Genomic DNA, 11804 nt, shown 5'->3' on the forward strand with positions numbered 1-11804 from the left:
TCCGCACACTAGGTGGCGCGCATGCAGCAAAATCATGAGAATCCCGTTCTAGAGCGGTAGAAAATGGGAAAGCGTAGGTTCTGATGTATTTTCCAGAACTGAGTGGGTCATCAGCGGTGTCTGGAGCGAGCAAGGTAGTGATTCGCACTGAAGGCGCTTAATGCTTAGATTGCAGGTCTGATAGCCAATGAAACCGACGTGTGCCGAGGTAGTTTTAGCCAGCATAAACCGACAGGAAGGTTTTTTATGGAAAATGGTGCAGTACCAGCAACGCAAGCGATGACGCCCGCAGAGCTTGAGATTTCGGAGCAAGCGGCCAGCTTCGCTCGCTCAAATAAGAAAGCAATCGCCAAGCGTCAGACGGACAGAACCATTTATCCGCCAGAGGAAGCCCCAGTATCGGTGTTCATGGCCGGCTCCCCTGGAGCAGGTAAGACTGAAGCGTCAATCGCCCTTGTGAACCTTTTCGCTGATACGAAAATCCTAAGAATTGATCCGGATGAGCTTCGAAACGAATTTTCTGAATATTCGGGAGGAAACTCCTGGCTTTTTCAGAAAGGTGTTTCGATTTTGGTTGAAAAAATCCATGATTTCGCGATCGATCAAAGACAGTCATTCCTGCTCGACGGAACATTTTCAAGCATCGATATAGCCAGGAAAAATGTCGAGCGCTCCTTGAAAAAAGGCAGATTCGTACAGATCTTGTATGTCTATCAGAACCCTTTTCTTGCTTGGGGCTTTGTGAAGGCTCGTGAGGAGGCTGAGGGAAGAAGGATTCGCAAGGAGCATTTCATCGATCAGTATTTCGCAGCGCGTGACGTAGTGAACTCACTTAAGCTAGAGTACGGCGGCGACGTCCACGTGGATCTACTGCTCAAGCATATCGACAATTCGGGACGACTTTACAAAGCTGGTGTCGATAAAATTGACTACCATATACCTGAGCAACACACACGGGCCGATCTAGAGGCCAAGCTCGGGTAACCATCAGGAGCGCATTCATGATTTCGATTAAGCTAGGCTTAGCCAAGGGCGCTAAAAGCTCATTTGCCGATTTTATTCGTAACGCGAAGTCGGACCAGAAAAAGCGCATCTACAGCGAGGTTCTGACAGAGGCGACCAAACAACAGAACCTTGTGATGATGCAGGCTGAGGCAAAGCGAGCCTAGTAAATCCGCCCAGGATCAAAGAGAAGCCCGGCCTAAGTTCCGGGCTTTTTTTCGTGTCCGCATCCCGCACATACGCCCGGAACGCTGCAAGCGCAATCAATTTCCGATCATCGTTTGGTGATTCCGATACCCTGCTTGGCGTGTACCTGGGCGGCAGCTACATTACCGAGGCAGGCAATGAAGACCGCCGCTGGGCGGGTGACGGCCAATCAGGAAAACGGTGTGAGTACCGCTTGGTATCGGCGGTCGTACCTACAATGCGACCACCAAGGAGACAGTCCATGCCTGAGGCACGTTTCATTGGTTTTCACGTAGGTTTTTTTACCAAGTCCAATATTTTCTTTAAGTCTTCAATACTGATTTTTTCGAGTAGTTGATAGACAGGCGGCTTTTCCGTGTGCTTGCCGTCCAGCGTATTGGAAGCGTTGAAGGCAATGGCATCAATGGCTTTTGCAATCAGTTCTTTTTGCAAAACATCCTCGTCTACCTGAAGCGCCTCAAGTTGCTTTTTGTAGCTTTCATATGAAGAGGCAAAAGCCTCCTTATGGGCGTACTCTTGTTGAAGCCGTTCATACTGGCTACGGCGAGTTGCTGAGAATATCGCGACCCAAACCACCGGTAGGACAATCGGGAGTCGCGTAAGAAGCGTGCGTAGCATTTCCTCCCAGCCGGCTGTTTTTACGAATTCAACGCGAAATGGCTCCAGAGCGATATGGTCCGTTACTAGTGCCAACCCACCCAGAAATAAAATCAGCATTGAGGCGTAGAAAGCTCGCGTGTACCGAATGATAGGTGTTTTAAAGTGCTCCTTGAGTGTCGTATAGGCTGAGGCCAGACCTGCACTTGTAGCTCCGGGCAATAACGATTCTATGCTTTGGAATAACGCTTCCTGACGTGTTTTTTGCTCAGTTTCGTGCCTGCCTAGCTGCTCAAGTCGAGCGTCGAGTTCCTGCTTTAGTCCATCCTCTGGAACTTCGTCATCGTCAGCCTTCCGACGACCAAATATTCGTTCGTAGAAGCGCTCCAGTTCCTTATTTCTTGATGTGGCTGAGTCCAGCATCTCGTCAAGTGAGTCGAGATGCTGATGAATCTCTTTGGAAAAGCTCGAGATTTTCTCGGATGTTGATTCAGGTCCGTCGAGAAGCTTCTGATACAGAGCTTCCACCTCTTTTTGGCTAACTTCCACTTGAGAAACCATCTCTTGGATGTACGTCTCTGCTGGTTTGTTTCCTTCTACACCTACATACAAGTAATCGTCGAACTGCTTTGCACGCAGCTCGATGGCCTCGATTTCCTTTTGTTGTCTGACGGCCTCAGTTGTAACACTTTCTAGGTTCATCTGAGCGCGTTTGGCTTTCTTTTCGAAGGCACCTATGTACTGCGTGATCTGATCAGAAAATTTCCGAACACCGTCCCCATACGCCTTCAAAGCATGTTCTGGAGCGACCATGTATGGACGTACGTACGTAAGGAGATTATCGGCGTGTTCGTTTGCCTGAACGAGGTGCGCTGCGTTCCGGTTTGAGACGTACGCTCGTACCTGTAGTAAGCAGGCGTCGGTTTGGCCATGACAATTTTGCCAAACGGATCTTGGGGTAAGTTCAATATCTGCATTAGCGATAATGCCGTCGACGAACGCGAGCGCCTTTTTCAGTCGCGCCAGTTCCTCCACCGTTGTCGACACTGTTTGGTCATCAACATCTAGCGGGTCAACTTCCCCCAACAGCGTTGACCATGAGCTCTTGAACGGAAGCTGATCAAATTCATGAATCCATCTCGACATCTGGCTTTCCTTCCAATTTTTGCCACATGTTACCAGTGGCTTGAAGCAAGCACGAAAGTCCGAAGCTCCCCCGCTGGGTAATTGCACGGATCTGACCACTCGTTTGCATTCGACCTGACCACGGATTGCATCGGATTTGACCAGCACGCTTCGTAACCACGACCGGCAGAGAAGACCCTACGGATGTAGTCCACGCATGGTTCGAGCAAGCCTTGATTGAGACTGTCATTGGACTCCAACAGCTCAAGGGCAGTAAGGAGTGGGGGGTGGAGCAAATGGACGTGGCGTTCTCCGAGGAAGCCTTGACGGCAACCGTCATGCAGCGATACCACGTGCACAATCAATGTCGCCGCGATCTGGGGGCGAAACTTGATAAAGCACTTCAAACGGAGTAACGCGAACGTTTACGGCTCGGCACCAACAAGGCCCTCCAGTGTGACGTCCCACACCTTCGACGTGGCAGCGCCTGAGCTTGGGCGCTAGAGACCGCTTTTGGCCATTTCTGCCTTTGGCGGATGGCAACAGTCGACCCCGCCTGTGTGAAAACGCCAGTGATTGTCTAATCTTCTGATCGCGAGCTCATAGCGAGGTGAACGATCATGAGGCGATTCATTGAGGGTGAGGCCCGGACGCGAGTGACGCTGCTGCCGGGGTGCCTGGACGATTACGTAACTCAGTTTATGATTTCACCACTAAGAACGAAAAATACAATATGCCAGCTATGAAACACACCTGCGGATCACCCCTTTCACGCATCAACGGTCGCACGCTCAAAGCAGCACTCAATGAGACCAAGGCAAATCACCAATTCGGACTATTCTCGAATACGCAGTGGGTCAGCGTCTGCCCGGCTTGCGACGCCTATGCACTTGGCGCTGAGACGATACATCCATGGCCTTTTGCGTGTTTCGACGGAGTAATGCGCACAGTCAACGACTTCGACCTGAAGACTCATGAATTCGACTCTGAGGACTTAGATTTCTGCGGTTTCAAGTTCTCAAGGTTTGCGCTTGAAAGCGCGATTCTGCTGGCAGGCAAGGAGTTTGATACCTCGAGCGATGTGGAGAGCCTGGGAGCGGCTCTTTCGGCGGGGAGCCCCATAAATGTGCTCCTGTTTAGCCAAAAGGTTTGCGATTGGGGGCAGGGGCAACGGGTATGGGCAAATCTCCTTCGCCGGAACGGCAAGGAGAAACTGGAGAACCTGTTGGGAGAGTGGCTAAAAGGGGCTGCTGGCGCCAGTGACGAAGACGCAATCCTTGGAGGTACCAATATCCTTGGGCTGGGTGTTTCGTTCGCCAGCAAGCATCTACGCATGCTTGCCCCCGAAAAGTACGCCGTTCTGGACGATGTTCTCAGCGAAGGGCTGGGTTTTGCCCTGAACGGCAAAGGCTATCGGCTATTCCTGAGTTCCTTGCGCAAGTTTTCCGTAGATCATTCTATTTCAGGCAGCCTGGCAGAGCTTGAAGCGGGGATATTCCTGCTAGTTCGCCAAGAAGTACGCTCTAGAACTCCAAGCGACTCTCAATCGTCCTTGGTATCGTAGAAATACCCCATTGGCCATTTTTGGCCGCTTTCTGCCCTTCACAGCAGGCAGCTCTCGGCCAAGCGGTCATTCAGTCGCGAATGGCGATGCTACGGCTAATAGGATATAAAACCGTCTATACCTTTTTATTTTTCGTTTACTTCTCTTCCTAACTTTCTGTTTTTTTCTTACGGGGAGTTTTCGATACTTGCAATGCTTGGTCTATAATCTGAGGGTAAGAGGCAATATTTGCGATGTTAAGCATCTTGTTAATCTCATCCAAGCCTTGTAAGCCTAGCAGGTACTTAGAAGGTTCTATCGTATTTGCTAGCACTGATCTCGCCTGCGCTGCCAGATCTATATTGACCAGATTTTTAGCAAACTCGCTATTACGTTGAATATTCTCCATCCATTTTCCGGAAAATACGCCAGTACTCATCTCCGCAACTTCCGCTGCCGATCTCATACGAGAAAGCTCTTCTTTAAGCTTAAGAACTGCGCCTTGTGACTGAGCGTGCTGCTCCGTCTTCTGCTCCAACTCGGAAATTAGCGCGCCCATGGCCTCTAAGGATTTTCTTTTTTCATCATGAGCAGCGGCTAGCTCAGCCTGAGTAGTGGTGGACGCTTGGGCCAAAGCTTGTACGAAGCTACCCATTTCGTCAGCCTGTCCAGCCAACCTGTTAAATATGGCCAGAAACACATTAACCATCTCGTCCGCATTGAAATTTGGGTAACGTACCCGATGGTCAATTTCACTCCATCCTTCTTCAAATATTGTTCGAACTTGGACTTCGGCAAAAACCTGACGCTTTTGAGGTTGCGCTTTAATAATATAGTGCACTGATCGATAGCCAGCTGGGTGCTCACGATGCTCGAACCGATCCTTGGGGAAGACATCTTCGGAGACGGTGTCACCTTTTCTGGTATACACCAGTGGCTGTTCTGTATCAATTAGTTGCTGATTCTCACGTATGGATGCATCGATCTCTAGGGCTTCATTTTTGAAAAGATGCAAGGCTCTAATGCCAATAAGATCGGTAATAATTGAGTAATAGTTTTGCGCGTCTATCTCGAGGTATTTATCTGATTTTGCTGCCCGCTTTCTAACAATTTTTTCTAGCATATGTTCGCAGTCTTTAATGCGCCAACGAACAGAATGCACGCCATCATATTGTTGCATTACCCTTGCGAGCATCCCGGCATATTCCCGTAACTGAGCTCCATGGCGCTCATAATCTTGACCGATTGCTATCAGCGTTTCCCAATCAATAGCAGATGCCTCCCACGTGTCTCGACTGATTCGATTGCGGTGAAGAAAATCTTCCGGTGTCAAATTACTGATCATATGGAGTCCTAGTTATGCAACTACAGGGCGCCGAGTTGCTCTGCGTAATTGGCGGATATACCTTGAAGATTCAATTGTGCCGACTGGACCGGTGGCGCGCAATGTCACATTGATGGCAAAGCATGAGTGAGGCGAACGCCTCTGCGATTTTTTGACACGTTTGCAGCTTGGGGGATCAACGTCCGTCTTTGCTGACAGACTGCTTAGTGTCGGACGCGGTTGCTCCCGAATGGGTGCTTTTGGCCGAATGCTGCCCAAGGTGAACGGCAGCAATTGGCCGGAAGCGGACTTGGCTAAACGCTAATAGACGGTAAAAAAACTGGGGGGAAGGGGGGTGGAAAAGGGAGGGGACGGAGGAAAAAAGGGACAGATTCTTTATCGGTTAAGACGCAGCGACCAACGTCGGTTCGGTTAAAGGGCACTATCGCTTTAAGGCTCCCTGCGTTCTTCATTGAATATCTTTTAAATAGTCCTTCAGCGCAATGAGCGGGACATCAATCAGCTCCATCGTCTGAACACTGGCAAAATCAGCCGCCAACCTCCGCAACTCCCGCCCCAACGGCTTATCCACACCCCCAACAGCCTCCAGCGCCACGCCCACACACTCACCCACCTTCACCTGAATCCCCTCAACATCCCCCCGCCGCACCAACAGCTCAAACACATCCCGCTGGTAATCCCCCATCACCAAATCATCCCGCAAGATCGGGCTTGAACCTTCCGTCTCATAAGCCAGTTTGAGGGAGAAGAGGGCGACGGTTTCCAGGTGCAATTCCATGGTTGGGAATCCTTGATGAGTGTCTTACTGACCGAGGGGTGTGAAGTTCAAAGAAATCGCTGGCAAGCCAGCTCCTACAGGTCGGTGGGGTGTCAGGTGCTTTTCTACAGGCGAAAAAAAAGGCCTTGCTGTGCAAGACCTTTCTTAATTTTGGTGCCCGAGGGAGACTGTAGTGTTTCAGTAAACTCAAGGCCTCCAGAGAGGTTTGCTATCTCGGGATACATGTAGGGATACATGATCACGTGTGCTGGTCTAGTATGAATAGTCTATGCGGCACCATGCAATCCCTTCGACCAGGCGTCGTTTGAACTGGAGGCTATGGCTCCCGTTTTGTAGGGGGTTGGCTAGTGGTGTTTCGGTTAGGCATACACGAAACCGCATGCTAGTCATGATGCTCGCGTATTCGATTGAGCAATTTTTCACGCCTTGGATCGTCAACCGTTTGCACCCAATGCTGCGTTGAGTGACCGCCCGATCTCAACAATCAGCTGCGATTGTCGTGCACATTCCAGCTTTAAAGCATGCATAGCCCAACGTTCCTCAAAAAGCTCCTTTTTATATTCAAAGCTGGCGAACACTAGCCCGTGAGGTTGCCCTTCTTGTTCTAGATCTAGGGAATAGGGCGTATCCACAATGCTTCGATGTTTGCCGTGATTGTTGAGTGCGGAGAAATAGCGGAAATCATCATGTTCCACCAATGTTTTGAGCAGGTTGTGAATCGGTCCAACTGGTAGGAGCTCAATGACCCTCGCCATTCCTATATCACGCGACCTGAGGCGCGTCGCCTGGGTTAAGTTCATGCCGAGAGCGAAATATACGGTGTGAGCAAGAAGATCTGCTACCGAATGCATGTTCTGCACGCAGGAGGAGATGTGAGCTGTTGCTTGGAACCGTGCATCTTTGAACTGTTCGCTCGCAGCATCGTCTCCGAGCAACAGCCGCGCCATTGCACCTGAGCCGGTATGGGAACCGGTGGCATTCGCTAGTAATCGTGCCGCCTCTTGGTAGTAATAGCTCATAAATTTCATGCGCTGAACAACCGAACTCAAAGAGGGGTTGATAGCTTCTTTTTGGGCATAGCCGTGCAATTTCTCCACAGCATCCCTTAACGCCTCCAGGTTCCATGTAGTCACGATAGATAGCTTCCTTCATCTGTGCGCCCAGATCAGGCTTTGTGGCCATGTGCGGCGACGTCGCATGGCATGAACCTCTAGAGCGATAGCGTCCACGAGGTTTCGGAGCTTATTTCCTACCCTCTGCCGCCGGTGATATGAGCGCTAGGCTGATAAAGCCCATATTCTGATCCAGAGTCTCAAGTGCACCTCTGACATTGTTAGCCACATCAAAGGAGCCCCGTTGTTCCACCCAATTGGTTGTCATTGAACCGTGTGAGCAGTGATGCGAGTAGGGAAATGTCTTCCATGATGATTCTCCATATGGTGACTTCCATACTAGCGCCACAGTCGGCCAAGGGAAAAGCGTATAGGCACCATGAAGCCCTTCATGACTCAGGCGGTTCGCCCCGAATGCTGCTGGGGACCCTGGGTGTTTTCCTAAAGTACGGGGTCGGAAACCCGCGGGATTTTGTTAGCGACAGGCATCCCACCTTACTGAAATTTCAACGTTGAAATTGAAAGGATCCTGACGAAAAAAGGGGCATCGTTACCGTGTTGGTAAAGACGCCCCTTTGTGTTTCTGATAACGCACACATGGGGTTCGTCAACCGTGTCAACTTCGTCAACCTGTCAACCAACCTCAAAAAACCAGCCGCTAACACGAACGCGCGGGTTTTGTGCCCCGTGCCATTCAGAAAAGCTCAGGGTCCCCGGCGACCTCTCAACACCTTGTGCAGTTGCACTGGTGAACTGTGTGTTCACCCGGTTCACCTGTTCACTAAGCTGCGCACCTGTCCGCTAACAGAGTCCGGCGGGTTTCCGACCCCGTACCCACCGAACATCCCCAGGGTCCCAGGAGGTGTCGATGCCCGTCGTGCATCTTGCCTGTTCTTTGTTGGCAGAACGCACCTCCAAAGCATCCTGGCGTTCGGCAACCCAGCGTTCGAATTCTGCATTAGTCGATACCAAGCCAGCATTGCTTTCGCTGGCGGCGCTATCACCGATGGGGTGTGGGGGGGCGAAAAGACGTGTTACAGGTGTTGCGGGTGTTACGAACGATGTTAACTAATTGAATTTACGAGGTTTTTTTGGAGTTACACACCGTTCATCTGTCACGTGCGTCGGGTGTTACAAGCCATATAGGTGTTACAGCAGCGTTTACAAATTCGGGTAAGCCGTGAGCCGCAATCGGCCAGAAGAGGACGTTCAGGAGTGGCTGCTTCCGGCCAATAGCTGCCTTTCGTGTAGAACGACTATCGACAAAGGCCATCTTCCGCCTAGTCTCGCGTCGACTTGCGCAGAAAAGCTGTATGAATGTACAGTTGCCTTGGCCGTGCGGATCGTTGCCCCGGAAATCTGCGAGATCGTGCGCCAGTGATTCTCCAAGTTGGTAACGAAGGAAATGATGATGCTAAAGAGCCATTGCTTGTGATACGTTTGATTTCCACGCTTGGCAGGGACGTCTAAGCTAGTTGCGTACATCCCTTCCTCGCATTTTTACACTAAGGGATGTACATGAGTTCTGAACTAGAGTTTCGGAGCAGCGCTGAAGTTTTGCAGCGCTGGCTCAAGCGATCCAGAGAGTCACAGCTGTCGCATCAGTTAATGGCAGAGCGTCTAAGCTCGGTCCACCGCTGGCTGGGTGTGCTAACCATCGGCATCACTGCAATTGCAGGTGCCACCACATTATTGGCGACGCTTGGGGATGTATCCAAAGTGTTGCTCGCTCTCTTCACGCTGCTGGCAGCAATTCTCTCCTCATTACAAACTTTTTTGAAACTTGAAGATCGCACGAACCTTCACCGAATTTCTGGGGCTGGCTATGGCCATGTCCGTCGGAAACTGGAGTTAGCCATGGCACTCGAAAGTTCTGAAAAGGAAATCCGGTTGAAGGAGGCTGAGTCCGAGTTGAACAAACTGGCAACAGAAAGTCCGAGTGTATCAAAGCGGGTCTATGACGCTGCGTTGAAGAGGAATGGTCAATGAGCAATCCATTCAACAACTTGATCTTTGATCGCATTATTTTGCATAACGTACATAAGCCTAATGAGCATGGCGCTACGCCCGCCACAATCAGCCTTGAGTTGACTACCCTCGATCAAGCGGGTAAGCAAATGCTTCAGGAGCGGGTCAGCAAGGTTCTCGGGACAGGGTCAGGGTCGTTGGCAATGGATGTCTCCAACAAAACGACTGCGAGTTGCTACGAGTACTCTAAGCAACTAGTTCAAGCATCTGATCGGGGATTTATTACCACCTCGGCAGCGATTGCCCACCACCATACTTCCATCCACACCAGCAAACGCTGGCCTGGCGGCACTTTGGTGATTATTTCTGGGACCACGGACACAGACAACAAGCGGTGCTTGATCATTATCAAGGCCGAACAGCAAGCTGGTTTCACGGAAACGGAAGAGGATGGCAAGATCACTCTCGCTTACCTTGAAAACCTGATCCTCACCCCGCAATCTAAACTTTATAAGATCGGTATTTTTTACGAAACGGTTTCCAAAACTAGCGGAGCGGTTGTTGACCTTAATGCGCATGTATTCGACAGCAATATAAAATCCGATGACGATCGTCAAGCTGCGAAATATTTTTACTCCAGCTTCTTAGGGCTCAGAATTCCGGACAACGCGGTGCAGCGGACCCGCGATTTTTTCGATTACACCGCCGAATTTATCGGAGGGATGGATGTGCCACCGGAGCGAAAAATCGACTTGCAACAAGCGTTGTACACCTACCTCAAGACGGATACGTCGACCACAATCGAAGGTACCGAATTCGCTGAGCGTTATATGAGCCCTGAGGAATCGGATGATTTTGTGGGTTACATGGGAAGGAAAGGCTTTCCTGACTCTGCGATTGTCAAAGATACCAAGGCGATCAACAGGAAATTGGCCCGTCGCAAGCTAAGCTTCACCAATGATGTCAAGATCACCGCGCCGGCTGATACGTTTGCAGAGCTTGTGAAGGTGGTGGAAACAACTCAAACGCATACAACGCTGATGATCCAAGGAGCTCTTGTGAGCCAGGACAAATGACAGAGGAAGATTACCTCAGTCGGTTCCGAAGTGAGGCCCCATACCTTAAGGCTTGGGGCCAATTTGTCGTTGAAAAAATAACAGAAGCTATCACCTGTACTTTTGGCACTCAGGCCTATCAGAAGTGGGTGAAAATCCCGCCTGAGGTCAGGGTTAAGGACGAGAGCTCACTGATCGCTAAGGCATTTGTGCTTAACAAAGGCTGGTTCTCCAACTATGAGGATATTACAGATAAAGTAGGAGCCCGCTTTGTGTTGGGGTTGTCTGATCAGATTGTAGAGGTCTCAAGGCTCATTGAGGCATCGGATCACTGGCACACGATGAGTAGTAAAGAATTCGATGAGTGGCGTGAAAAAGATCCTCGAATATTTGACTATCAGTCCGCCCATTTCATCGTAACATCCTACAGTGAGTTATCTCACGAGGGAGTACTGATACCAGTCGGTACCAAGTGTGAGATACAGGTTAGAACTCTTCTTCAGCACGCCTATGCTGAGTTAAGTCACGATACTCTTTATAAATCAAACATAACCAGTCATCCCGATGTTCATCGATTGTTTGCCAAGAGCATGGCGCTTATGGAAACAACGGATGATATGCTGCTAAGGGCAAATAAAAGTACTTTAACATCACTCGCTACTGTCCAAGCTATTAAGGATGAGGTGGCTAAAGTAAATGCCTTAGAGCTTTCTACTGTTGTTTTCGAGCCCAAGTCTCGCGAAAATGATTACATCATCGACCAATTACGAGTTGCTATCGGGAGTAATGGGCTCGAGGGGTATGGCGCTTTTGTACAGAAATTTGCGAATGTCCTCAAGGCCAAGATAGAGGAGAGAAATGCAAAAGAAGCGATCTATCGTATTCCTGCAATCACTCTTATATATTTTCTTGTGAAAACTCGATCACGTTCCCTTCCTGGATGTTGGCCTTTTGATCTGCAGATGCTTGAGCCAATATACAGTGATCTGGGCATTGCGCCCCGGTGGACTAAAGATATCTGAATCTGTGACCGGCAACAGATCGACCGCAATTAGGCGATTTTTTGCCCTGC

General features: G+C 50.0%; 11 protein-coding genes. 7 read left to right on the forward strand and 4 right to left on the reverse strand.

Translation table 11 applies throughout. The features are described 5' to 3' along the window. The first annotated feature begins 279 nt into the window (after positions 1–279). Positions 280–984, forward strand: a complete 705-nt coding sequence (locus AC1RDQ_RS15915; RefSeq protein ID WP_492587807.1) for a zeta toxin family protein — start codon at positions 280–282, stop codon at positions 982–984. A 17-nt stretch (positions 985–1001) separates the two neighbouring features. Continuing rightward, positions 1002–1169 carry a hypothetical protein gene (locus AC1RDQ_RS15920; RefSeq protein WP_492587695.1) on the forward strand — a complete coding sequence of 56 codons (168 nt, stop codon included), beginning with the start codon at positions 1002–1004 and terminating at the stop codon, positions 1167–1169. Between the two features lie 307 nt (positions 1170–1476). Here AC1RDQ_RS15920 and AC1RDQ_RS15925 read toward each other — a convergent pair whose 3' ends face one another. Further along, a complete protein-coding gene (locus AC1RDQ_RS15925) occupies positions 1477–2952 on the reverse strand; it encodes a hypothetical protein (RefSeq protein ID WP_492587696.1) in 1476 nt (491 codons plus the stop codon). 712 nt (positions 2953–3664) lie between these two features. Between AC1RDQ_RS15925 and AC1RDQ_RS15930 the strand changes: the two genes are divergently transcribed. After that, complete coding sequence (locus AC1RDQ_RS15930; protein ID WP_492587697.1) at positions 3665–4495, forward strand: hypothetical protein; 831 nt, start codon at positions 3665–3667, stop codon at positions 4493–4495. Between the two features lie 148 nt (positions 4496–4643). On the opposite strand, the gene AC1RDQ_RS15935 is transcribed toward AC1RDQ_RS15930, so the two are convergent. The 3 genes from AC1RDQ_RS15935 to AC1RDQ_RS15945 all read right to left on the reverse strand — a co-directional run bounded on the left by AC1RDQ_RS15935 (position 4644) and on the right by AC1RDQ_RS15945 (position 7730). Further along, entirely contained in the window at positions 4644–5819 is a 1176-nt protein-coding gene (locus AC1RDQ_RS15935) for a RelA/SpoT domain-containing protein (RefSeq protein WP_492587698.1), read from the reverse strand. 448 nt (positions 5820–6267) lie between these two features. Further along, complete coding sequence (locus AC1RDQ_RS15940; protein ID WP_492587699.1) at positions 6268–6597, reverse strand: hypothetical protein; 330 nt, start codon at positions 6595–6597, stop codon at positions 6268–6270. 434 nt (positions 6598–7031) lie between these two features. Beyond that, the gene (locus AC1RDQ_RS15945; protein WP_492587700.1) at positions 7032–7730 is read right to left on the reverse strand and encodes a hypothetical protein; all 699 of its coding nucleotides are present in this window, start codon (positions 7728–7730) and stop codon (positions 7032–7034) included. An 847-nt stretch (positions 7731–8577) separates the two neighbouring features. On the opposite strand from AC1RDQ_RS15945, the gene AC1RDQ_RS15950 reads away from it, so the two are divergent. The 4 genes from AC1RDQ_RS15950 (at position 8578) to AC1RDQ_RS15965 (ending at position 11754) form a co-directional block, all read left to right on the forward strand. Beyond that, positions 8578–8781, forward strand: coding sequence for a hypothetical protein (locus AC1RDQ_RS15950; RefSeq protein ID WP_492587701.1), 204 nt, complete (start codon positions 8578–8580; stop codon positions 8779–8781). A gap of 446 nt (positions 8782–9227) precedes the next feature. Continuing rightward, entirely contained in the window at positions 9228–9698 is a 471-nt protein-coding gene (locus tag AC1RDQ_RS15955; RefSeq protein ID WP_436132048.1) for an SLATT domain-containing protein, read from the forward strand. Beyond that, positions 9695–10753: a nucleoid-associated protein gene (locus tag AC1RDQ_RS15960; RefSeq protein ID WP_122425323.1), complete on the forward strand. Its 1059-nt coding sequence runs from the start codon at positions 9695–9697 to the stop codon at positions 10751–10753. The genes AC1RDQ_RS15955 and AC1RDQ_RS15960 overlap by 4 nt, the downstream gene beginning before the upstream one ends. Beyond that, positions 10750–11754 carry a GTP pyrophosphokinase gene (locus AC1RDQ_RS15965; RefSeq protein WP_492587702.1) on the forward strand — a complete coding sequence of 335 codons (1005 nt, stop codon included), beginning with the start codon at positions 10750–10752 and terminating at the stop codon, positions 11752–11754. Before AC1RDQ_RS15960 ends, AC1RDQ_RS15965 begins: the two co-directional genes overlap by 4 nt. The last annotated feature ends 50 nt before the right edge of the window (positions 11755–11804 follow it).

The organism is Pseudomonas sp. GW823-FHT02E01, from assembly GCF_058797535.1.

Excerpts from the sequence above, each read along its gene's own strand:
- AC1RDQ_RS15960 (WP_122425323.1), top strand. The coding sequence starts at position 9,695 with ATGAGCAATCCATTCAACAACTTGATCTTTGATCGCATTATTTTGCAT.
- AC1RDQ_RS15965 (WP_492587702.1), top strand. The coding sequence starts at position 10,750 with ATGACAGAGGAAGATTACCTCAGTCGGTTCCGAAGTGAGGCCCCATAC.
- AC1RDQ_RS15935 (WP_492587698.1), bottom strand. The coding sequence starts at position 5,819 with ATGATCAGTAATTTGACACCGGAAGATTTTCTTCACCGCAATCGAATC.
- AC1RDQ_RS15915 (WP_492587807.1), top strand. The coding sequence starts at position 280 with ATGACGCCCGCAGAGCTTGAGATTTCGGAGCAAGCGGCCAGCTTCGCT.
- AC1RDQ_RS15920 (WP_492587695.1), top strand. The coding sequence starts at position 1,002 with ATGATTTCGATTAAGCTAGGCTTAGCCAAGGGCGCTAAAAGCTCATTT.
- AC1RDQ_RS15930 (WP_492587697.1), top strand. The coding sequence starts at position 3,665 with ATGCCAGCTATGAAACACACCTGCGGATCACCCCTTTCACGCATCAAC.
- AC1RDQ_RS15925 (WP_492587696.1), bottom strand. The coding sequence starts at position 2,952 with ATGTCGAGATGGATTCATGAATTTGATCAGCTTCCGTTCAAGAGCTCA.
- AC1RDQ_RS15950 (WP_492587701.1), top strand. The coding sequence starts at position 8,578 with ATGCCCGTCGTGCATCTTGCCTGTTCTTTGTTGGCAGAACGCACCTCC.
- AC1RDQ_RS15940 (WP_492587699.1), bottom strand. The coding sequence starts at position 6,597 with ATGGAATTGCACCTGGAAACCGTCGCCCTCTTCTCCCTCAAACTGGCT.
- AC1RDQ_RS15955 (WP_436132048.1), top strand. The coding sequence starts at position 9,228 with ATGAGTTCTGAACTAGAGTTTCGGAGCAGCGCTGAAGTTTTGCAGCGC.